The 23,349-nt window shown below is 50.8% G+C and carries 20 protein-coding genes; 9 read left to right on the top strand and 11 right to left on the bottom strand.

What is annotated here, in order from left to right; genetic code table 11:
- Positions 1-225 precede the first annotated feature (225 nt).
- The 7 genes from EH55_RS00570 to EH55_RS00600 all read left to right on the top strand — a co-directional run bounded on the left by EH55_RS00570 (position 226) and on the right by EH55_RS00600 (position 6,398).
- Entirely contained in the window at positions 226-798 is a 573-nt protein-coding gene (locus EH55_RS00570; protein WP_037974039.1) for a 2-oxoacid:acceptor oxidoreductase family protein, read from the top strand.
- The gene (locus EH55_RS00575) at positions 795-1,139 is read left to right on the top strand and encodes a 4Fe-4S binding protein (RefSeq protein WP_037974041.1); all 345 of its coding nucleotides are present in this window, start codon (positions 795-797) and stop codon (positions 1,137-1,139) included. Before EH55_RS00570 ends, EH55_RS00575 begins: the two co-directional genes overlap by 4 nt.
- On the top strand, positions 1,129-2,310 hold the full coding sequence (gene porA, locus EH55_RS00580) for a pyruvate ferredoxin oxidoreductase (protein WP_037974043.1): 1,182 nt from the start codon (positions 1,129-1,131) through the stop codon (positions 2,308-2,310). Before EH55_RS00575 ends, porA begins: the two co-directional genes overlap by 11 nt.
- 1 nt (position 2,311) lies before the next feature.
- Entirely contained in the window at positions 2,312-3,244 is a 933-nt protein-coding gene (locus tag EH55_RS00585; protein ID WP_037974114.1) for a thiamine pyrophosphate-dependent enzyme, read from the top strand.
- Positions 3,245-3,454: 210 nt separating this feature from the next.
- Entirely contained in the window at positions 3,455-3,844 is a 390-nt protein-coding gene (locus EH55_RS00590; protein WP_037974044.1) for a hypothetical protein, read from the top strand.
- A gap of 104 nt (positions 3,845-3,948) precedes the next feature.
- Entirely contained in the window at positions 3,949-5,112 is a 1,164-nt protein-coding gene (locus tag EH55_RS00595; RefSeq protein WP_037974045.1) for a YgeY family selenium metabolism-linked hydrolase, read from the top strand.
- Positions 5,113-5,393: 281 nt separating this feature from the next.
- On the top strand, positions 5,394-6,398 hold the full coding sequence (locus tag EH55_RS00600) for a proline racemase family protein (protein ID WP_037974046.1): 1,005 nt from the start codon (positions 5,394-5,396) through the stop codon (positions 6,396-6,398).
- A 347-nt stretch (positions 6,399-6,745) separates the two neighbouring features.
- On the opposite strand, the gene EH55_RS00605 is transcribed toward EH55_RS00600, so the two are convergent.
- The 4 genes from EH55_RS00605 to EH55_RS00620 are packed head-to-tail and all read right to left on the bottom strand — an operon-like array spanning position 6,746 to position 10,989.
- Entirely contained in the window at positions 6,746-7,921 is a 1,176-nt protein-coding gene (locus tag EH55_RS00605; RefSeq protein ID WP_037974047.1) for a UxaA family hydrolase, read from the bottom strand.
- Positions 7,918-8,268, bottom strand: coding sequence for a UxaA family hydrolase (locus tag EH55_RS00610; RefSeq protein WP_051682503.1), 351 nt, complete (start codon positions 8,266-8,268; stop codon positions 7,918-7,920). The genes EH55_RS00605 and EH55_RS00610 overlap by 4 nt, the downstream gene beginning before the upstream one ends.
- A gap of 2 nt (positions 8,269-8,270) precedes the next feature.
- The gene (locus tag EH55_RS00615) at positions 8,271-9,836 is read right to left on the bottom strand and encodes a BCCT family transporter (protein ID WP_037974049.1); all 1,566 of its coding nucleotides are present in this window, start codon (positions 9,834-9,836) and stop codon (positions 8,271-8,273) included.
- A 34-nt stretch (positions 9,837-9,870) separates the two neighbouring features.
- Positions 9,871-10,989 (bottom strand): mandelate racemase/muconate lactonizing enzyme family protein, encoded by a 1,119-nt coding sequence (locus EH55_RS00620; RefSeq protein ID WP_037974050.1) that lies wholly within the window; start codon positions 10,987-10,989, stop codon positions 9,871-9,873.
- A gap of 354 nt (positions 10,990-11,343) precedes the next feature.
- Between EH55_RS00620 and EH55_RS00625 the strand changes: the two genes are divergently transcribed.
- On the top strand, positions 11,344-12,672 hold the full coding sequence (locus tag EH55_RS00625) for a sigma 54-interacting transcriptional regulator (protein ID WP_037974051.1): 1,329 nt from the start codon (positions 11,344-11,346) through the stop codon (positions 12,670-12,672).
- A gap of 112 nt (positions 12,673-12,784) precedes the next feature.
- Here the strand turns inward: EH55_RS00625 and EH55_RS00630 are convergent, their stop codons facing one another.
- Together EH55_RS00630 and EH55_RS13185 are read right to left on the bottom strand one after the other, a co-directional pair.
- Entirely contained in the window at positions 12,785-13,132 is a 348-nt protein-coding gene (locus EH55_RS00630) for a colicin immunity domain-containing protein (protein WP_037974053.1), read from the bottom strand.
- Positions 13,133-13,493: 361 nt separating this feature from the next.
- The gene (locus tag EH55_RS13185; RefSeq protein WP_051682504.1) at positions 13,494-14,150 is read right to left on the bottom strand and encodes an XRE family transcriptional regulator; all 657 of its coding nucleotides are present in this window, start codon (positions 14,148-14,150) and stop codon (positions 13,494-13,496) included.
- Between the two features lie 268 nt (positions 14,151-14,418).
- On the opposite strand from EH55_RS13185, the gene EH55_RS13190 reads away from it, so the two are divergent.
- The gene (locus EH55_RS13190; protein WP_051682505.1) at positions 14,419-17,850 is read left to right on the top strand and encodes an Ig-like domain-containing protein; all 3,432 of its coding nucleotides are present in this window, start codon (positions 14,419-14,421) and stop codon (positions 17,848-17,850) included.
- Positions 17,851-18,008: 158 nt separating this feature from the next.
- On the opposite strand, the gene EH55_RS00665 is transcribed toward EH55_RS13190, so the two are convergent.
- The 5 genes from EH55_RS00665 to EH55_RS00685 form a co-directional block, all read right to left on the bottom strand.
- Complete coding sequence (locus EH55_RS00665) at positions 18,009-18,980, bottom strand: formimidoylglutamase (RefSeq protein ID WP_037974054.1); 972 nt, start codon at positions 18,978-18,980, stop codon at positions 18,009-18,011.
- Positions 18,981-19,044: 64 nt separating this feature from the next.
- On the bottom strand, positions 19,045-19,458 hold the full coding sequence (locus EH55_RS00670; RefSeq protein ID WP_037974055.1) for a DUF3842 family protein: 414 nt from the start codon (positions 19,456-19,458) through the stop codon (positions 19,045-19,047).
- 141 nt (positions 19,459-19,599) lie between these two features.
- The gene (locus EH55_RS13195; RefSeq protein ID WP_051682506.1) at positions 19,600-20,547 is read right to left on the bottom strand and encodes an FAD binding domain-containing protein; all 948 of its coding nucleotides are present in this window, start codon (positions 20,545-20,547) and stop codon (positions 19,600-19,602) included.
- Between the two features lie 9 nt (positions 20,548-20,556).
- Positions 20,557-22,800, bottom strand: a complete 2,244-nt coding sequence (locus tag EH55_RS00680; protein WP_141730450.1) for a xanthine dehydrogenase family protein molybdopterin-binding subunit — start codon at positions 22,798-22,800, stop codon at positions 20,557-20,559.
- Entirely contained in the window at positions 22,793-23,275 is a 483-nt protein-coding gene (locus EH55_RS00685; protein ID WP_037974057.1) for a (2Fe-2S)-binding protein, read from the bottom strand. The genes EH55_RS00680 and EH55_RS00685 overlap by 8 nt, the downstream gene beginning before the upstream one ends.
- Positions 23,276-23,349 lie beyond the last annotated feature (74 nt).

Below are 23,349 nucleotides of genomic sequence, written 5' to 3' on the forward strand. Positions count from 1 at the left end.
GAAAAATGATGTTATCATTCCCGCAATCTTGAAGAAGGAGGAAGCGTTATGTTAAAGACTTTAAACAGCAACAACATAATAATTATAATTATTAACGCGGCTCCTCCTCGCAGGATCGGCGTTTAGCGCCGTTTGTACAAGCGAGTAAGGGGCCCTTTCAAATTGAAAGGGCCCCTTTTTATATCAAAATTTAAAAAAGGCTTTTAAACTTTAGGAGGAATTGCAATGAACAAGACGGTAGAAGTAAGATGGCACGGACGCGGCGGACAGGGCGCGAAGAGCGCCTCGGCGGTACTCGCCGAGGTTTTGTTCGAAGAGGGAAAGTACGTACAGGCATTCCCGGAATACGGTGCAGAGCGCCAGGGCGCGCCGATCCGCGCATACAATAGGGTTTCCGACGCTCCGATACGCCGCCGCTGCGGCGTGCAGAACCCGAATATCGTCGTCGTTGTCGATCCGACGATGGTCGAGAGCGCCAACCCAACGGAAGGCTCGGCCGAAGACGCACTCTATATAGTCAACAGCGGCGAAAACGCGAAGAAGCTCCGCAGCCGCCTCGGCGTCACCTCGAAGGCGCGCGTACTCGTGGTGAACGCTACGAAGATAACTCTCGAAGAACTCGGCCAGAACAGGCCGAATGCCCCGATCTTGGGCGCCCTTTCGAACGTTTTCACGGAGGTCCCCGTGGAGGCCTTCGTAAACCATTTTACAAACAAAATGAAAACGCTCCCCGCAAAGACGCTCGAAGCAAACCGCAGAGCGATACTCCGCGGACGCGACGAGGCCGTCTTCGCATGAGCAAACCACAAAGTTGGCAGGAGGTCCCGCCGGGCACCGTGGCCTTCGGGGCTTCCGCCCTCAAGGTTCAGACCGGGCTGTGGCGCTCCTCGCGCCCGGTAGTAGACGCCGCGAAATGCGTCTCCTGCCTCAAATGCTGGATTCAATGCCCCGACGACTCGATAGCACTCGGCTCAGGCGGCAAAGTCGAAGGGATAAACCTCTTTTTCTGCAAGGGCTGCGGCCTCTGCGCCAAGGTATGTCCCGCTGGCGCGATATCGATGCACCCCGAGAGCGGCTTCGCTCACGAAGAACAGAAGGGCGGAGAACATCCGGGGGAGGTCGGCGCCCATGTCAAATAAAATAAAGGTGATGACCTCCGGCAATCTGGCATTCGCCGAAGCGATGCGCCAGATAGATCCCGACGTCGTAGCCGCGTACCCTATTACGCCGTCGACGGAGATCCCCATGAAGTTTGCGGATTTTGTCGCGAACGGCAGGGTCACTTCAGAATATATAGCGGTAGAGAGCGAACACTCGGCTATCTCGGCCTGTGTAGGCGCGTCGGCGGCGGGAGCGCGTGTGATGACCGCTTCTTCCGCGAACGGCGTTGCGCTGATGCATGAAATATTCCCGATCGCGGCCTCTTTCCGCGCGCCGATAGTCTTCGGCCTCGTCAACCGCTCTCTCGGGGCACCGGTCAATATACACTGCGACCATTCGGACAGCATGCCGGAGCGCGACTCCGGCTGGATACAGATATACTGCGAGGACGCGCAGGAAGTCTACGATTCCGTGCTGCTCGCGGTGCGCCTCGCCGAAGACCCGCGCGTGCTGACGCCGGTCTTCGTCTGTCAGGACGGCTTTATCACGAGCCACTGCTATGAAGCAGTCGAACTTCTTTCCGACGAGACGGTAAAAAACTTCGTCGGCGAACGCACGCCCCAATATCCGCTGCTCGACACCGATGCCCCCGTATCCTACGGCTCGTTCACGATGTCGGAATATTACTTCGAGATAAAGCGCAATCAGATGGAGGGGATGAACAACGTACTTTCCGTCTACGCGGAGCTCGCGGCAGAGCTTGAAAGAGAGACGGGGAGGAACTACCGTCCCGTTGAAAATTATCGCGCCGACGATGCCGATTATCTCATAGTGGTCATGTCTTCGGCGGCGGGCGTCGTCAAGGACGTCGTAGACGAGCTGCGCGAAGAGGGAGTCAAAGCCGGCGCGCTGCGCGTCAGATTCTTCCGCCCATTTCCGCGCGAGGAACTCGCCTCCCTCGCGAAGGGCAAGCGCGGCGTTGCGGTGTTAGACAGAAGCGCGAGCATCGGCGGCACAGCGCCGCTTTCTTCGGAAGTAAAATCCGCCCTCTACGCCCTTGATATGCGCGTGCCCGTGCAGGAATACATCTTCGGCCTCGGCGGGCGCGACCTATACGCGAAGGACGCGCGCGCGGTATTTGAAAAGATGATAGCCGGCGACTACAGCGAAGAGGTGCGCTTCATCGGCCTGCTGGAAAAGGATGACTAAGATGAGCGCGCTTAACATAAAAGATCTGACGAAAAAAGAAAATCCGCTTACGCAGGGGCACCGCATGTGTCCTGGCTGCGGCGCGCCCACAGCGATACGCCAGGCTCTGATGGGCGTCGGCTGCCCAGTCGTAGTGGTAGGCGCCACCGGCTGCATGGAAGTCTCTACGACTGTCTACCCCTACAGCGCTTGGAGGGTGCCCTTCATGCACATCGCTTTTGAAAACGCCGGCGCCGGCATCTCAGGCGTCGAGACCGCCTACAGGGTGCTGCGCAGAAAAGGAAAAATCGGCAAAGAGATAAAATTTATAGCCTTCGGCGGCGACGGCGGCACATACGACATCGGGCTGCAGTCGCTCTCCGGCGCACTCGAGCGCTGGCACGACTTCACATACATCTGCTACAACAACCAGGGCTACATGAACACCGGCGCGCAGCGCTCCAGCGCGACGCCCCTCGCCGCCAACGCAACGACCTCCCCCGCCGGCAGCGCATCCTTCGGCAAGCTGCAGCGCGCGAAAGACCTGACGGAAATCGTCGCCGCGCACAACATCCCGTACGTCGCGCAGACCTCGCTGCACAACCCCTTCGACCTCATAGCTAAAGTCAAGAGCGCCGTCGAGACGCCGGGGCCGGCCTTCGTCAACGTCCTCGTGCCGTGCCCTCTGTTCTGGAAGATAGACGCGTCGGAGCAGGCTGACATATGCAAGCTCGCGGTCGACAGCAAATTCTGGCCCGTCTACGAGGTGGCAGACGGCAAATACTCGCTCTCCTACGAGCCGAAGCGGCCGCGCACGATAGAGGAATTCCTACGCGCGCAGGGGCGCTATTCCCACCTCTTCAAAAAAGGCTCGGAACGCCTCGACCTCGTCGAAGAGGCGCAGCGCGACGCGGACGAAAGCTGGGCGAAGCTGCTCGAAAAGTGCGGCAGATAAAACTTTGCGATAACGGCAAACGTCCGGCTGGAAGCGGAGACCAGCCGGATTTTTATTTTGGGCGCGCAAGCGCGCGGCAATATTAGGCTTATCTCAAAATTAAGACGGCGTCCTATAATTTTTGCGCTTTCTCATAGCTTTATCTGTACAGCAAAGATTTTTTATCTTATACTTAGACATAGGGAAAGGTAAAAAATAGGGGGTGCTTCTATGCAGGAAAAATTATGGGTAGTTATTCAGCAGGATTGCAACGGTATAGCTTCTGTCCTCGCATTCGATTTCGAGTCGGACGCGCAGAACTTCGCCCAGGAAATGACGGCGGCCGGAAACGGCACCAACACCGTCGTCGAGACGACGGTAAACAGACGCCATGAGGCGGAGGCGGCCATCGCACACGTCGAACTGCCGGAATTCAACACGGAATGCATCGAATGCTTGATCGACATATCAGAACTTCCCGAAGGTAAACAGGACGCTGCGGCGAAATATTTAGAGGAGCATCGCAGCGAACTGCAGAAAGATGCAGAGAAGATGGTCGACAAATACATAAAAAAGGCGGTCACGGATTTCTTTGCCGAAGACAGAATCATCCTCGGATAAGTCAGATAGTTCAAGCGTAAAAAGTCCCGCGCCGACAAGATTTGGCGCGGTTTTTTTGATATACTTTCAGCAGGAGATATTCGCCGTCAGCCAGAGGGATATTTATGTCATTGTTGTCTGAGAGCTTTGAAACAGAGCTTATCGAATTCACGCGACGGCTCGTGCGCCTGCAGAGCTATTCCGACCACGAAGGCGTGGTCGCCGAAGCGGTGATCGCGAAAATGCGCGAGCTCGGCTACGACGAAGCCTTCATCGACGGCACGGGCAACGCGGTCGGCTTTATCGGAGAAGCCGGAAAGCTGATACATTTCGATTCCCATATGGACACGGTAGAAGCCTCCGACGCCGAAGAATGGCTGCTGCCGCCCTTCTCCGCCGAAATAAAGGACGGCTGCATCTACGGGCGCGGCTCCGTCGACATGAAATCCGGGCTCGCGGCCTCCGTATACGGCGCCGCTCTCGCAAAAGAGCTGGGGTACGCGAAAGGGAAAAGAATCTGCGTCAGCGGCTCAGTCTGCGAAGAATACTGCGACGGCGAAAACATAAAGATGATGTATAAAGAGCTGTCGCTGCGCCCCGACTTCGTCGTAATCTGCGAGCCATCCGACAACGTTATAACGCTCGGCCACAAGGGAAAGGCCCAGATGAGGATAAATACGCACGGCGTTTCCGCTCACGGCTCAGCACCCGAAAAGGGGATAAACGCCGTTTACGAAATGGCCGAGATAATCGAACGCGTCGAAGCGCTGAACAAGCGCCTCACGTCCGAAGGCGCGCCGCACGGAACGATCGTCCTTTCCGACATCAGCTGCGTCTCCGCGTCGCTGAACGCCGTGCCGAGCGAGGCGGAAATATACCTCGACCGCCGTCTCGTACTCGGCGAAACGGAAGAAAAAGTCCGCGCCGAGATGGAAGAGCTGATCAGCGGCAAACGCGCGACCTGGGAACTTGGCACGCTGCGCCGCACGAGCTGGAAAGGCGCGCCGCTCGTCTACGAACCGCTGCACATGGCGTGGAAGATAAGCGAGACTTCCCCGCTCTATGCGGCCGCGAACGCTGCCTACGAAGCGTCCTTCGGCAAAGCGCCGGAAAAGTACGACTTCTGGGACTTCGGCACAAACGCAGTCACGCCGGTCTCGATGGGGATAGAGACGATCGGCTTCGGCCCCGGCGAATACAAATTAGCGCACATGAGAGACGAACACTGCGCGACGGAAAAAATAAAAGACGCCGCAAAATTCTACGCGGAAATAATAGGAAAGTTGTAAAACACCCTCCAACGATGTACCGCATGGCTAAAAACACGCCATGCGGATTTTTTGTGATATTTAAAAAATTTTTGGCAGATGGAGCTAATATAACTCAACAATCAAATGATAAATGAAACGCCATAGACATTCTTGAATTTTCTTGCTATCTGATTATATTAATATATATTCAGTCAAACTCAGCAAAAAAATACAACACATATCAAACGATTATATGTTAGTATAAATATAAATTTTTGCCGCATTTCCTTTCGGCGGCATAGAACGGCAGGTGAAAGAATATGAAAGTCGGCAAACTTGTTGCGGTAGTCGACTCGCATACATGCGGAGAACCGACGCGCATCGTCGTAGGCGGGGCGCCGGTACTCAAAGGCAGGAGCATGCCCGAAAGATGGGACGACTTTAAGCGCAATCACGACGATTTCAGACGTTTTATCATGACAGAGCCGAGAGGTCACGAAAACATGTTCGGCGCGGTGCTCGTTCCGCCTATTTCCGAAGAAGCCGACACGGGAGTCATCTTCTGCGACTCCGGCGGCAGCGTTTCCATGTGCGGGCACGGTTCTATAGGCCTCGCGTCGGCAATGATAAATTTAAAAATGGTGGAAGTAAAGGAGCCTTATACCGATGTAACGCTGGACACGCCGGCGGGGCTCGTTACGATATCCGTCAGCGTAAAAGACGGGGAGGCGGTCGGCGCCGTCCTACGCAACGTCCCCGCGTTTGTCTACCGACAGGGATGCAGCCTGTATATGCCGTCGCTCGGCAAACATGTCGATATGGATATATGCTTCGGAGGCAGTTTCTTCGCCATGCTGGACGCGGAAGATTTCGGCCTGACGCTCATACCCTCAGAATCTTCAAAGATAAAGGCACTGGGAGTGGAGGCTATCGCGGAGGCGAACAAGCAATTCCACGTGCAGCATCCTCTTATAGCGCAGAACAATATGATTCTTCTGGCGGAGTTCGGTATATACAAAAATAACGACAACGCCAGGAACTGCGTAGTCTTCGGGGCCTCCAACATCGACCGTTCGCCGTGCGGCACGGGGACTTGCGCCAAAATGGCGCTGCTCGCGGCGCAGGGAAAGCTTAAGCCGGAGGAAGTTTTCAGGCATGAAAGCATTATAGGAACTATTTTCGAAGGACACTATTCGGAAAAGACAAAGATCGGCGATTTCGACGCGATCACACCATTCGTGCGCGGCGAAGCCAATATAACGGGTTTCAACTGGCTCATCGAGCAGAGCAGAGATCCGCTGCTCCCCGGTTTTCTGCTCTGCTGACAAAAATCGTCCCTGAAATATACGTTCATCACTGTAAAGAGATGAAACGAAGAAACCCATTATGTCGGGGCCTCAGAGATACGAAACACAAAGAGCCAATTCGGATAATCTAATAACTTTAGTTTATTAAATGATTTTTCTGTGTCGTCATGATCTGGTCACACAGAACTGGAAAGCCGCCGTAAATCAGACGTCTCTGATTTACGGCGGTAGATTTGGCGCTACGGGTCGAAAGTCGCTTAACCCAAAAAGCGCCTGCGTACACGCTCTAAACGCAAGGGCCTTAGAGCGGCGGACCTTTTGTTTGCCGCTACCCTGCAAGTGCTGTGGGCAAAAGTTTTTACCTCTCACTTAACACAGTGTAGCCCCAGGAGATTCTCCACTCTAACATCTTTCTGATATAGGGTCATAGTAGAATCACCAACGCCCTCTATCGCGGTAAATTCCCCACTCGCAACGCGGCGGACCTTCTCAACTATATCCTCAGCAACTTCATTTATGCCATGCGTTCCTTCCAAAATTCCGCTAGCATCGACATCCATATCTTCGTTGAATAATTCTTTGTTCCCGCTCACTCTTATAACAGGAACTATGGAATTATTGAATCCCGCTGCGCCGCTCGTCCAAAGGACTATATGCGCTCCAAGCGAAGCATAATTAATGCCGGCCCCGCCGCAAAGCATCGTCGCTTCTGATAAATAGAAACCGGGCTTGGATGGTTTGTCTATGAAGCTGTTGTTGATCTGCAAGACATCAACAATTGGGCGGGAGCCGGTTTTATGTAATGCGCCCAGTGATTTCTCCTCAATTGTAGTAAGACCGCCGATACAATTACCCACACTCATGGTTTCTACGTCGGCGCCCTTTACACTCCACCTGCGGCGTTCATTATTGATAAGGGTATTGATTTTAGCTGCCACATCTGGACTAACAGCGCGTCTGTCGAGGATATCCTCGCAGCCCTGTAACTCAAATAATTCTCCAGCAATGCAGATCGCCCCCATATCGACAAGCTTGTCCGCGGCGCGGCCAACGCTTGGGTTAGAAGCGAGCCCGGAGCTCGTATCACTTCCGCCGCACTTTATTCCTATCACTAACTTACTCATCGGAAATTCTTCCTTGACTAAGCTGTCGATATATCGCTCAATTTTCTTGACTTTTTCAATCCCTTCAGCTATACACTTTCGCGTACCGCCAAGCTTTATGCAGCAAAGCTCTTCGGCCGGCCTCCCCGTCGCTCTTACGAGTTCCGTTATTTGAGACGGCAAAATACTTCCGCAGCCCATCGCAACCACTACTACACCTGCAACATTTGGCGTCTTGCTTACTTCAACCATCTGATTAAATGTCTCTTCGTTACCACCAAGCATGCATGTATACCAGTTTGTGAGAACAACAGTATTTGTAAAATTCTTTGCTATTTCCCTGCTGATTCCATCACAGCATTCGTCTACGGCAACAATAAGAACTTTGTTGCGTATTCCAACACTGCCGTCAGGGCGCCTAAATCCCTCAAAATTCATGACGGACATCTCCCATTTACACTAATCCCCATCTCTTTGATTATCGCTTCCCGTATGGAGGCCGGTATATCAACATACTGGCTTTTAACATTGTGCACATGTACAAGTTCGCCCCTTTTGATTCTGTTGGTACATACCCCAATAACCGCGCCATATTTGACAACCTTTTCGCCCATCTCTATATCTGACAGAGCAATCTTATTCCCATAAGGAATATTATTCACAGCACATACAGAAAAGAGAGGTTTATTACCGTCGTCAAAGACATCAACATATTCTCCAGCATCAACACTTTCAAGCACCGTGGCAACCATATCGTTTTGATGCATTCGTATAGACCGTTTCAACGTTACACCGCCTTCGCAATCTTTTCCTGCGCCTCTTTTTCGATCTGGAGGGTCGTTACGCTTCCGTAGTCTTGAATCATCCACCGTATCCATCCACCCATTAGCAGCGCCATTATAAATACTATAGGAATCGCAGTAATAATCGCACAAGTTTTAATTGTGTTCAAGTTAGCTTTGATGAATATCATCGTAAGGGGAACGAGTGAAAGCATAATGCACCAGAACAGTCTAAGCATCGGATTGGGCTCCTCATTATTACGGAGCCCGACAGTCGTTGTTGTGGACATTGTATATGCCGCGCCGTCAAGCGTTGTCGCAAGGAAAAGTATCGTCGAGATGCAGAATATTATCATCAGGATCGGACCTCCAGGCAAAGAACGCAGTATTTGTACAATGGCGGCATTGTCTTGTCCGGCATTAAGCATATCGACAACATTGACCACCTTAGTAATGCTGCGCTGCATAGAAAGACTTCCTAACACACCGAAGAACAGGAAGCAGCCCGCGCTACCGCTAAGTATTGTGTTGGCTACAACAGAACGTATGCTCCTGCCCTTTGATACCTTTGCAATGAACACGCCTGTGAAAGGAGCGTAAGTAATCCAATACAGCCAGTAGAAAATTGTCCAAGCTTCTGGAAATCCGGATTTTGCTATAGGATCTGTAAACAGGCTCATATGGATAAAATTCTGGAGCATCAACCCGAACGAATTTACAAAATTTGACATTATGAACAATGTCGGGCCAAGGAGTGCCAGCGTAATTATAAAAAGTATCATGAGCTTGATATTCCAGTCAGATATCTTAGCCATACCCTTTTTAATCCCGATATATGAGCTGAAAGAATAGACAATAGATATCATTATTATAAGCACGACATTCATGATAAAGGATGCTTCAATTCCTAGGACATCACAGATAACCATTGTAACCAGCGGCGTAGAAAGGCCAAGAGTGATACTCAAACCGCCAAAACAGATAAACATGAACAATATGTCAACGATGCGGCATATGGCGTTTGTGGTTTTGATTCCCGTAATCGCGCTAACAATAGCGCTTAGACTTAGACCTTCATTTCTCTTAACATAAAAATGGTATGCTATCGGCAATCCGACCATAGCATACAAGGCCCATGCGCTGAATCCCCAATGGAACATTGAATAAGTTACACTCATCTCATAAGCAAGCTTGGATCCGACTGCTATTCCTAAACCCGGGGTACCGATATAATAAGCCCATTCTATAAACGCCCAATAAACTGTCGCAGAACCAAGGCCGCAGCTTATCATCATTGCCACCCAACTGAACGTACTGAACTCGGGTTTCCCCTCGCCAAGCTGTATTTTTCCATACTTTGTAAATGCGAGAAACACCAAAACGATCAGGCCGATAAATGTTAGGAGCAGAACCGGTGCGCCAAAGATATCGGTCAAAATATTGAATATGGATTTCGCTACCTTAAGAGAGGATTCCGGCAAGAAATATAGGCATCCAGTGACAAAAAAAACCACCAACATGCTGACGCCAACCAACAATTTATCTATTCGTTTATCCGACGTATTATCCATTCTAACTACCTCCTGTTAATTTACATACACCTTGCTAAGCCATGCGGTATTTGTCGATCAAATCTTCGTCTAATTCGACACCTAGGCCAATGCAGTCTGGGACAGTAACGTACCCGCCAACAAAGGGAATGCGATTTTTGACAAGTCTTGTGAATAACGGGCTTGTGCTCTGAGAATATTCCATCAAATCACACTGTTCGGCAGCCGCGAGGAACTGGACCGTTGCAGCAAGAAGAATCCCGGTGCTGAAACCATGCGGGACAAGTTTAGTCCCCTGCATTGCCGCAATGTCGTATACTTTCCTGATTTCGCTTATTCCACCGCAACGGGTTATATCTGGCTGCACAATGTCTACCTTAGACCTCTTTATAAATTCATTGAACTCATAGCGCGTCGTTAAAGATTCGCCCCCGGAAATTCTCGTCGCAGCGAGGCGAGAAAGGCGAGCGTATCCGTTCATGTCGTCGGAGAGGATCGGTTCCTCTATCCAGTTAAGATTAAATCGTTCCAAACGTTTAAACATGCTGGCGGCATGTCCGTATGTGCGCCATTTTGTTGCTATGTCGATAGATAAATCAAAATCCTTGCCCGCTTCTTCTCTGGCCGCCTCGACTATGGCTACGTCACTCTCTGGATCATCGCCAAGAATGCCGCCTCCAAATTTGAGACTTGTAAACCCTTGATTTATCAAATCGCGGACTATGATTTTGTTATCATCAGGCGAGTCAGCGGGTATAAACGTTCCATAAGCTCTAATCTTATCCCTGTACTTTCCTCCGAGCAACATGTGGATTGGGACATTATAGTACTGCGAAGCAATATCCCAAAGTGCAATATCCACCGCGCTCATTGCATGAATTCCAACGCCTCTTCTTCCATTATAATTTGACGACCAATACATCTTATCCCACAGCTTCTGAATTTCTAACGGATTCTCCCCAACCAGAAGCCTGCGCAGCCCGCCGCAATATAGGTTTGACTCCGGCGCATCAATCATCGCCTTTGCTACGAGCGGCGACGTATCGCTTTCTCCGATACCTACGAGCCCTTCGTCAGTAAATACTTTCACGATGAAGGCATCGTCGCCCCACTCACAAGCCTCGTCATAACCAGGTATACGCAAACAAATTACTTCAACTTTTGATATCTTCATATCACTTGTTTTCTCCCCTTTGAATCTTAATGATATATCTTTGATGCTTAGAATCTATCACGCAGTATTATTAAAGTCAATAGCGTAAAATCGATTATTATCAAAAATATATTAATAAAATATTGTTTTTTACATTATATAATTAACTTTTAATGAGTTATTTTTAACTCAAAACTATATTTTTTACTTGAGATTTGAGTCATATTTGACTCAAGCCTTGCTTTACGTTTATAATTTTGAGAACGAGTTTGCGTTGTTATCATTATTTAGAGTCCTACATTAGAAACGATGAACTTTTAATAATTGGCAGAGGACGCAACGTTGCAAATCAAATAACATGGAGGAAAAGGCAAAATGTCACCTATGCATATGCAGATTAATACCCCCCTTGATGGGAACGAGCTCTCCAAAATTATTGATTGCATGTACGACGAAGTGATAATTTATGATGGCAATTACAACATTGTTTATGTCAACCAAGCGTGCTGTAGACACTACGGCTGCACCCCCGAGTACATGATTGGCAAAAACTTTTTTGATTTCATTAACGCTGATTGGTGGGATCCATCAATATTACCAATTGTGTATAAGGAAAAGAGGACATATGCGATAAAACAAAAGACATATATCGGCGCTGAACTTCTTACAATAGCGGTCCCTATCTTTGACGAGAGCAAAAACATCAAATATGTTGTAATGAACGTGCGCGATAATATAAGCAATATTGATTTATATAACCCACAATATCTGTATATAGACTCTGCAAACGAGAACATCAAGCCGATATCTGAGAGCAAGATAATGAAAGAGCTTCTACAAAAAGTTAAAAAGATTGGGCAGATGGACGTTCCATGTATTATTCGTGGGGAAAGCGGGGTCGGGAAAAAAGTGGTGGGCAGATATCTGCATGCGATTAGTAAGAGAAAAGATAAACCTTTGATTGTCATTGACTGTGACTTGGCCTCGGACGAGCAGCTGGAGAACAAGATTAAAGAATTATTAGCTTATATAAAAGGTGAAGACAGTACGGCAGAATTTACCTCCGGGAGTACGCTGCTGTTTTGTAATATCTCACAAATGCCTATGAAATCTCAGGTATTGCTGTCCCAGTTTTTCCCTATGGACAATAAAAAGATGAATGCAATAAAAATCATTGCAACAACAAGTAAAAACTTGAATATCATGATGAAGAACGGTCAGTTCAGAGAAGACTTATACTACAAATTAAACGTTGCTGAAATATATGTCCCTCCGCTAAGAAGACGTCGAGAAGATATACGCCCTCTAATTTATATCTTCCTACAAAACTTCTGTAAGCAATATGGCGTAACGCGCCAATTTACAAATGGAGTTATTAAGGCTATGGTTAATTCTGAATGGGGAAGAAACGTCAGCGAACTTAAATTTTTAGTAGAGAGGCTCGTCGTTATGTCTGAAAACATCGTAATCGATGTAAACCAGCTACCGATTAATTTCTTTGGCATTAGCGACACAGACGAACCTCCCATCGAGGGCTCTTCTGAGTCTTTCGACGAGAAAATGGATATGTATGAACACTATGTAATTAATGACGCTTATCAGAAGTTCAAGACGTCGCGCAACCTTGCAAAGCATTTGGGCTTGAGTCAGACTAAGGCCAATAATCTTATACGAAAGCATATCAGAACAGAAGATAAAAACTAATAGGTATAGGACAAAACGAAAAAAGCCTTTGCTAGCAACCTTAAGACAATCTATGGGGCGCATTTGGCAGGGAAATCAGAAGCAATCACACGCCATTAAAACCGTTTAGTTGTCACTGAAAAAGTCCGTTTTGAGCGTGTGAAATAAAGTCTGATTTATTTTTTGCTTCCCTGTATACTTCCAAATACTTTTTCACATCAGCCAGAAGGGCGTCGTCGTTCAAAAGCCCGTCTTCTTTTTCCGCTTCGTATACGTTGGGGTCCGGCTCGTACAGGGAGACGGACATGATTAGATCGTCCAGATAGGTATTATATTCCCACTCAGATATTTGATCATATTCCCCGTCCCACAAATCCAGATATTGGTGTGCGAAATCCTTAGCGGAGAGTTCTCCGGCAACGAGTTTTTCACACATCTCCTTGAATTGTATTCCGGCTTTCGTTTCTATAACTTCTTCCATTTTTCCGCCCTCCTTATCTTTTATTATTACTTTAATTAATTATAGCATTTCGGAGCGTAGCAGAAAATTATTTTCTGTGAGATGTTAGGTGTAATATAAGAACTCTGGAGAAAAAATAAAATACCCTAGTAAAATTCTACGAGGGAACAAATAAGAATGCCGCAAAAGTAGGCCTTATGGCAAAAACTATTTGCTCCGGGGCAGATTTATTATCATTAATTGCTATGAGCAGAGAAAAACATAAGTAAGGGCTACCCACACTATATAAGCTGACGTTTCATCGCAGTCTATAACGCCGCAGAATCTATGCCATTGTGTCGTTGATATCACAAAAAATTAGGAAAGAATGTGTAATTTACTATTAAAACGTATGGTCAAGCTTTATCGTTTCGCTGTATTGAAAGAGAACAGCCTTACCGATAATCCTGAAAACATTGCGGTCGTCGATATATTCCTTTGGAATGTCGATATCTCCGCCGTCGGGAGAAAGAAGCCGAACAGCGCCGTCAGGCATTTTTTGAAAACGTTTTATTGCTGTTTTTGACTTATACGCAACCAATATAATATCGAAATCATCGACTCGCTCAGCCGGGTTTATTATCAAATAACCGCCGCGCTTTACTCCGAAACTGGACATGCTGTCGTCCGTGATCTTCAACGAAAACGGCGGCGTATTCACATCGATCTTTCCGACAAGAGCACGGGGGACAGATACCGATTCTTTTGCCGTGTCCGCTGAAATAACCGCATTTTCAATATCAGTCGTTAAGACGCAAATATTATCTTTTCCGTCGAAGTAGTCGCCTTTGTTTTGTGCTTCATCGCCCTTCGCAAGATAATCCAAGGAGACACCGAGCATATCTGCAAGCGTAAGAGCGTCGCTGAGTTTCGGTTCCCTTTCGCCGCGTTCGTACCTCGCTATGGTTTCAGTATCTATACCTATAACTTCAGCAAGATCGGAGCGCCGCAGCCTCTTCTCTTTCCTTAAACGGGCCAGCCTGATTCCGAAATTCTCCATATATTTCACCTTCCTTTCTATAAACTATACTTTTGTAGTTTTTAAGACAACAGAATATTTGATGTGTAAAATATAATATTTATATTGTCAAAAATCATAAATATGATAATATTGTAGTTATTAGTACACATAAAGCATCATATACAATATTTTAGTTGCATAATTAAAGGAAGGCGATGCGGGTATCTGTTTAAATCTATCAGCGTACTTTTTACAGGGCCAAAGATGACGACATTTTAAGCGGGAAACATATTAAGGGGGAAAAGTCTTGAGAAAACTATCTGCATTTTTATTGATCGCGCTGGCGGCTGTGACCGTACTGCTGTCGGCCGCAGCGCAAAGCGCGTATGCCGCGCCAGGAGGCACTACTGTACCAGGAGTCGGCTATGTAGATGAGGAGGAAATACCTGACGGCACAACGACGGATTCTAAGTTAGCAGACGACCTTCGCGCCCCAATAGAGCCTATCATAACACCGGAATCCAGCAGCCTTACATCGCAAAGCTCCGGCATTAATATGATAAATCCACCGGACGGCGCGACAAACGTGCCGGCAGGCCCGATTACTATACGCTGGAGCGGTGGAAACGGCACGTATCGTTACTCTTTCACAGGCAGCTCAGAGTATGGGCAGAGTAGCAGTTCTGGGAGCATCTCAATCGTAGGCGCAAATCCTTCACCTTCAATCGAAGAAAATTTGGCGCCGGGGACAACGTATAAATTAACAATACAGTCAGGCATCAGCTACGGCATATTCCACTTTACAACAGTCGATCCGATTAAAGTCTCCGGCATATCTATGACTGAAAAAGAGCTTACTATAACCGAAGGCGAAAAAAGTTATCTCGGCTATACAATTTCTCCTTCAGACGCCTACAATACGAAGGTAACTTGGAAGTCGAGCAATACAGGCGTTGCGAGGGTCGATTCGCGGGGTGAGGTTACGGCCGTTGCTCCAGGCAATGCCGTGATTACCGCGACCACAAGGGACGGAGGCTATACTGATACCTGTTCTGTAACGGTTCAGAAGGCCGTTGTCAAAGTCTCAGGAATATCGCTGACGACAAATCAACTCAACATGACCGAGGGCGAGAAGGGCAAACTCAGCTATAACATAACACCCTCAAATGCCACCGACGAAACGGTAAATTGGAAGTCCAGCAACAGCGGCGTAGCTGCTGTAGACTCTTCAGGCAACGTCACAGCCGTCGCCCCCGGAACTGCGACTATTACAGTTACGACCAAAGACGGCGGATATTCGGCTAACGCAACTGTTACCGTAAAGGAAAAGACCGTTAAAGTAACAGGAATATCGCTGACGACAAATCAGCTCAACATGACCGAGGGCGAGAAGGGCAAACTCAGCTATAACATAACACCCTCAAATGCCACCGACGAAACGGTAAATTGGAAGTCCAGCAACAGCGGCGTAGCTGCTGTAGACTCTTCAGGCAACGTCACAGCCGTCGCCCCCGGAACTGCGACTATTACAGTTACGACCAAAGACGGCGGATATTCGGCTAACGCAACTGTTACCGTAAAGGAAAAGACCGTTAAAGTAACAGGAATATCGCTGACGACAAAGCAGCTCAACATGACCGAAGGCGAGAAGGGCAAACTCAGCTATAACATAACACCCTCAAATGCCACCGACAAAACGGTAAATTGGAAGTCCAGCAACAGCGGCGTAGCTGCCGTAGACTCTTCAGGCAACGTCACAGCCGTCGCCCCCGGAACTGCGACTATTACAGTTACAACGGTAGACGGAGGCCATACTGATGTGTGTTCCGTAACGGTTGAAAAAGCCGTCGTTGCTGTCTCCGGCATATCATTAGCTGAAAAAGAGCTCAACATAGTCGAAGGCGAAAATAGTGAGCTCAGGTATACAATTACTCCGTCAGACGCAACCGATAGGAGCGTGAGCTGGAAGTCCAGCGACAGCGGCATAGTTAGCGTGAACACATCTGGCGTCGTTACCGCCGCCGCTCCAGGAACAGCGACCATCACGGTCACGACAAGGGACGGAGGCTATACTGATACCTGTTCCGTAACAGTTGAGAAGGCTGTCGTCAACGTAACCGGGATCACCCTTGACAAAAGCACGGCCAATCTCGTAAAGGGGCAATCTGAAGATATCACGGCCACAGTGCTGCCCAACGATGCGACGAATAAAAAGGTGAAGTGGAGCTCATCAAATACCAAAGTCGCTACAGTCAGCGGCACGGGCATCGTCGTGGCGACGGGCGCGGGAACTTCCACCATAACGGCGATGACGGAAGATGGAGGCTTTACCGCTGAAGTTAAAGTAACTGTCAGCAAAATCACGCCAAGCATCGACGCTCTGCCTAAGGCCTCTGCGATCACTGAAGGCTCCCTGCTCAGCGCAAGCACCCTAACAGGCGGGCGTGCAATTGACCCGGCAACAGGCGCAACCATAAAAGGAACCTTCGAATGGCAGAATCCGACACTCCTGCCTGAGCTTGCGGACAGCAAAAGCTCGTTCTTTGGAGTGATTTTCCGTCCTGATGACACCGCAAATTATGAAAGCGCGAATGGACTTGTCCAAATCGAAGTAAAAGCCGCGGTCGTGCCAGCTGAAGGCGTAAAGCTCGACAAAAGCGCGTATGACATTTTTGTTGGCAAGACACTTCAGGCCACCGCCACAGTGAGCCCTGCGGATGCAACCAACAAAAAGGTGTTCTGGGGCTCGTCAAACAGCAAAATAGTAACGATAGACGCGAGCGGAAAAATGACAGCCGTTGCGGCAGGCGAGGCCGTGATCACCGCAACTACGGCCGACGGCGATTTCTCGGACAAGGCGGAAGTGCACGTTAAGAAACATCCCACAACGATAACGCTCAAGCCGACCGCTTCCGCGATTTCAGAGGGCGGCGCCCTTAAAGAAAGCGCGCTTTCCGGCGGCACGGCCACGAGCGGCGGCGTACCCGTTCCCGGGATATTCGTATGGAGCAATCCACAGATGATCCCGCTGATTTCAGACAGCCTGAAAACAGAGTATGACGTCGACTTTGTACCTTCAGACAAGAGCACCTACGAAGAAAATTCAACAAAAGTAAAGGTCGAGGTCAAGCAAAAAATTTATCCTGTCAGCGGCATCACCATATCGCAGAGAACGCTCGAGCTCAAGATTGGCGAAACAGGAACCCTCAACGCTGCCGTAGCGCCTGAGAACGCGACCAATAAGGCGGTAACCTGGGCGTCTTCGAATATCAACGCCGCCACAGTCGATGGCAGCGGCAATGTCACGGCCGTGGCGGAAGGCAGCTCTGTCATTTCAGTAACTACTGACGACGGAGGCTTCTCCGACAGCTGCACTGTAACAGTGAGCCCCGCAAACGTACCGGTTTCCGGCATCAATATCGAAAATTCCAAGCTCACCTTGAGGCCCAACGAAAGTATTGCCATAGTTGTTAATGTATTGCCTGACAATGCCACTAACAAAGCCGTTACATGGAAATCCGCAGATGAAAACATCGCGACTGTGGACGCTAACGGCAATGTAACGGCCGTCGCCCAAGGGCAGACGGTAGTTTCAGCAGTAACGGATGAGGGCGGTTTCACAGCTGAATGCATCGTCTCCGTAACAGGCGAAGGAGGAGGTGGCGGCGGCTGCGATACCGGTGCGGGAATCCTTCTGCTTACTTTTACAATCCCATTCATTTATCGCAGGAAAAGATAATATCTGATTCGAGAATTCAAGCCTGAAGAAGCGCCGAGATGGTTTTTCATTCCGTCTCGGCGCTTCTTTCTTATCAGAGCGTCAATATCATTTGAACTATGAAGAGAGATATAAGCACGTCATGAAACACACATACTTGTATGCTAAAATTCTCCGCCCTACCTTTCGCAGAGCCCGCGTATGAACGAGAATATCGCGGAGGCGGCCAAGGCGGCGGTGCGGTGGTCTTCGTCCAGCGGCGGTGAGACTTCCATTATGTCGAGGTAGCGCACTTTGACGCTGCGGCCGGCCAGATAGGCTATCTTGTCCAGCTCCGGCGCCTTGAGGCCGCTCGGGTTGCTCGCGGAGGCCCCCGGCGCCTCTGTGCTGCGCACCGCGTCTATGTCGAGCGACACCGCGGTCTTACGGCCGCCTCTGCCGGCGAGGCTCAGCGCCTGCAGGAAGAATTCCATCACGCGCTCGGATATTTCGCGCAGCGTTATCACGTGCCCGCCCTGTCCTATGACCCAGTTGTAGTAGTAGGGAGAGTTGTACTGCTCTTGTATGCCGAATTCGACGAACGCGCCGCCGCACAGAGCCTGCCGCGGCAGCTGCGTCAGCGCGCGGTAGAATGAGGTGCCGCTGTTGACGCCGTATTCGTCGCTGCGCACGTCCAGATGCGCGTCGACGTTTATCAGCCCGAGGCCGTCGCGGCCTATTTGCGCGCCCTGCACGAGCCCGGCTATGCCCGGGTAGGTGAGGTCGTGTCCGCCGCCCAACACGATCGGCAGCCCGCCGCGCGAGACTATCGCCGCTACGGCTTCGCTCTCCGCCTGATGTACTTCTTCGAGCGAAAGCCCCGCCGTGACGACGTTGCCGGCGTCGATTATCCTCTGGCGGAGGAAGTCGGCGGAAAAGCCGGGGGTAAGCCTGTAGAGGCGGCGCCTGATGTCGTCGGGAGCCGCTGCGGCTCCGGCGCGTCCTTTGTTCGCCGTTATGCCGCGATCCTCCGGCACGCCTATGATCACGACCGTATCTTTTTCCGTTTCATCTATGCCTGCGCGCGGAATCAATTCGCCGAGCCGCCTGTCCTTCGGATCGTTGCGGCTGTAGAACAGCTCCCTTGCGGCGGCCTTTACCCTGTATTTCATAAAAATGCCTCCCAAATCGCGTTGAGCGGAGTTTTTTTATTGCCCACCGCTGGCGCGCAGCGCGTCACTTTTCCGCTTCCGTTTTCTTAAGCTCCTCTATCACGCAGTCGACGAGCCTTCCTATCGACAGGTCGGGAACTCCGGCGATGACGTTGTTGCAGCAGTTGACCGGCACGAGTATCCTTTTCGCGCGGCTCTGGGCCACGGCCGCGGCCATCTTCGGCGTTATCTCGCCGAGCAGCGAGTCTGCGACGACTATCGCGACGGGGCCTATTATCACGTCGGCGTCGCGACAGCATACGACGACGGAATTTTCTCCCGTTGCGGCCCTGTCGGCCCCGGCTTTGAGCATCGCCGCGGCGGCTGTGCTGTTCGTACCGACCGCGGTCAGCGTCGAGTTCGGAAATTTCACGCGCACGGCGGCCGTGATCTGCTTTCCTATTCCTCCGCCCTGACCGTCTATCACTACTATTTTCATCTCATCCCCTCCGTTACGATAAGTATAGCGTAAAAAGAGGGCCCCGCGCAGAAACGAGGTTCCAGAACAGAGAGAAACATAGCGCTGAATCGGTTTCAGCTGCAGCTGAATGAACAAGCCCTCAGCACACAAACGAAGGAGCTAATTCAGTTTGACGCGCTTCAATAGCTCGCCGATAAGCCTATAGGAGCTCAGCTTCATCTTCGGCGGCACGACCGATTCTCGGATGAGTCCGCTTGCCGCTTTTATCTCGCCTGCGGCTTCGCTTGTCCATTCGGCATCAGAAAGGCTTTTCTCGTCAAGCAGAAGCGAAGCCTTTTCGAGCACGATAGGCTTGGGCGCTACGGCCCCTGCAACAGCCATGGCAGGACGTGCGCCGTTCGAAACGCGCAGCGCGAAGTTCACGAGCGGAAAGTCGATCGAGGAGCGAACGCTGTATTTCATAAAAGCGCTTTTTTCGCGTTCAGGCGGGATAGGAACGTGCAGGCGCACGAGCAGCGCGCTGCTCTCGTCGGAGTACAGTCCGTTAGCCGCACAGTGCTCCGCTATCAGGTCGGCGGCGGGCGCTCTTTCGGTGCGGCCGTTTCTTAAAATTTCAGCTTCGGCTTCGTAAAGGACGAACGCGGTCGCAGTGTCGGAGTAGTATATGGCTCGGCAGACCGCTGAGTTTTGAATCTGGATGCAGACACGTCCGCCGGCCTTGAAGCACTTAGGCTGCGTGCTGCGCCATGAAGCGGACTGATTGAAGAATATGCAGCGTCTGTCCTGCATCAGATTTCCGCCGATCGTGCCTACGTTTCTTATCTGAAGCGACGCAGTTTTCTCCGCGCTCTGCGCGAGAGCCGGAAGCGTTTTTACGATATCAGGATTTTCCGCCGCTTCCGTGAGCGTCACGGCGGCGCCAATCGATATTTCATTTTCAGAACATTCTATACCACGAAGCTCCGCAGCCCCCGAAACGTCTATCAGCGTATCCGGATTTTTGAGTCCAAGCTTCATCAGCGGCACTAAATCCGTGCCTCCGGCGATAAAGCGGCCTCTGAGCCCTTTCTCCTCTATATCCGCAAGCGATCTTATTTTTATATACATAGTTTCGCCTCACTCAACGATATTAGGCAATATGAGGAATTCCTCGCAGAGCGGCAGTTTGTTTATCTCGCGGCCGCTCGCGCGTGAAACGGCGTTTACTATCGCCGGCGCCACCGGGACCGTACTGAGCTCTCCTACGCTCTTCGCACCGAACGGGCCCGTCGGTTCATAGCCTTCGGCGATCAGCGCGTGTATGCGCGGCAGGTCGGACGCAAGCGGTATCTTATAGTGCAGCAGGTCGGTTGAAAGCGGCTTTTTTGCGATATTGTTTATCTCTATCTGCTCCGTCATCGTGTAACCTACCCCCTGGGCCGCGCCGCCCTCTATTTGTCCTTCTACGGTCAGCGGGTTTATCGGCGTACCGACGTCAACCGCTTCAATGAGATGAAGCAGTCGTATAGCGTTAATGTTTTTATGGTATTCGGCCTTCACCATGCAGACGGAGAAGGGATTGGGGCACGCATCGGCCTTGTAAACGCCGCGGCCTATGACGACGCCGCCGCGTTGGTGGAACATCACGCGCCGCACCGCCGCGCGAAAATCCAGTTTTTCCCTTCCGACGTAGAAGACTTTGTCGCAGAGTGACACCATATCGTCGGAAATGCTTTCAAGAAGTTTTTTCAGCGTTTCGTAAACGTCGATGCATGCGCGGCGCACAGCCGTACCACATATAAAGGTCTGGCTGCTTCCGAACGTACCCGTATCATACGGCGTGGTCCTTGTGTCGGCAGCGGTTATCGTTACGTCTTCGAGAGGAATCCCGAGCGTCTCCGCGGCAATTTGCGAAAGCATCGTCTCACTGCCCTGCCCTATATCCGCGGAGCCGACGAGCAGCTCGGCACTTCCGTCGCTGTTGATATTCACGGCAGCGGAGCTGAGTCCTTCGCGCGACGATGGCCCAGAACCGTGGCAGGCAAATGAGACTCCCCAAGCCTGTTTTACCTCGCCGTCGTCTGTAATGCCTTCGGCCGCGTCTATCTCTCTGCGCTTTTCGAGGCATAGGCGCGCGCACTCGGCTATCTCGCAGCTCGTGACTGTGAGATCCGAGCCAGGGAAATGCCCGCCGACCGTCACGTGATTTTTCAGCCGCAGTTCGACTGGGTCGACGTTCAATTTAATCGCGAGCCTGTCGATCATAACTTCACGAGCGAACGCAAGCTGCATGTTCCCATATCCCCTGAAGGCCCCGGCGGTGACGTTATCGGTCAGCACGCATTTGCCGTCGAAAAAGTAATTCGGAACGGCGTACTGAAATTTTCTCGCGCCGGCGCAGAGCACCGTCGGGCCGTGCGTAGTGTAAGGCCCTGTGTTCAATTTATAATCGGCGTAGAAAGAGATCATCATTCCGTCCTTCGTCGAGCCGAGACGCACGTCGGCCACGGCGCCGTGTCTTACAACAGTCGAGGTGAGCTCCTCTTCGCGATCGTTGACTATCTTGACAGGACGGCCCAACTTTCTTGACAGAAGCGCCGCTACAGGCTGGGAATGCAGCTGCTGCCGTGCGCCGAAGCCGCCGCCGACCGCCGGCTTGATGACTCTTATTTTATTCTCGGATATTCCGACGAGCTCGCTTAATATCCGCCGCTCCTGAAAAATCGTCTGCGAATTGCTCCATACCGTCAGTTCATTCCTATCGCTGAAGTCACAGACGCAGGCCGTCGGCTCTATCGCCGTGTGCTGCATCGGAGGTATACGAAAACAGCCCTCTATGACAACGTCCGAACGCTCGAAACCGTCGTCGGTGTCTCCCTCTTTGACTTCGCGCTTCCATACCACGTTGTCCACGGAGAGATGTGGCTGAAGCGGCTCCGCGTCCTCTTTGAGCGCGTCGGCTATCGTAAAGAAGGCTTTCTTCGGGGCATATTCGACTATCACTTTTCCACATACCTCGCGACAGGCCTCCGGCGTTTCAGCCGCGACGCACAGTATTCTGTCGCCAGCGCATTTAGGCTCGGTAGTCAATATTTTTTCGTCTTTGAGGAGCAGAGGCGACGGCGGATTGCCGGAGCAGTTATACAAAATATCCGGCACATCATTAGGAAGCAACGCGCCCGCGTAGCCCGGCACGGCTTCGGCCGCCGAAATATCTATCTTCGTCACCGACGCGCGCGCGTAAGGACTTCTTATGATCGCCGCGTAAACCATTCCGGGCAGTTTTATATCGCCTGTATAAACGGCGCAGCCCGTAATTTTTCCCTTAGCCTCGAGACGCACGAGCGGATGATTGACGACGGAAAAAGCTCTGTCATTCATTTTGCACACCGTTCATCCTCTTTGCCGCGAGCTTCACGGCCGCCTCTATCTTCGTATAACCTGTGCAGCGGCACAGGTTACCTGAAAGCGCTTTGCGTATCTCTCCATCCGAGGGCGACGGGTTTTTATCCAGAAGAGCCTTAGCGGAAAGCACCATGCCGGGTATGCAGTAACCACACTGCACGGCACCGGCGTCGTAAAAGGCCTGCTGCACCGGATGCAGCTTCGCGCCGTTGGAAAGCCCTTCTATTGTAACTACCGACCTGCCGTCGGCTTGAACGGATAAAAGAGAGCAGGAATTTATCGGCACGCCGTCGAGCAAAACTGTGCAGGCGCCGCATTCGCCGCTGTCACAACCGCGTTTGCAGCCTTTCAGCCCGGCCCTTTCGCGTATTGTGTCAATTAACGTTTCGCCTTCGGAAACGTTAAACATAGTTTCTTTTCCATTAAGGAATATTTTTATTTTATACTCCACGCCTCTATCCCCCGTGAAAAGATTTCGCTTATAAACAGCGGGCGGGAAGCAACATATCCCGCCCGCTCACGAAA

Source organism: Synergistes jonesii (genome assembly GCF_000712295.1).
GTDB classification, from domain to species: domain Bacteria; phylum Synergistota; class Synergistia; order Synergistales; family Synergistaceae; genus Synergistes; species Synergistes jonesii.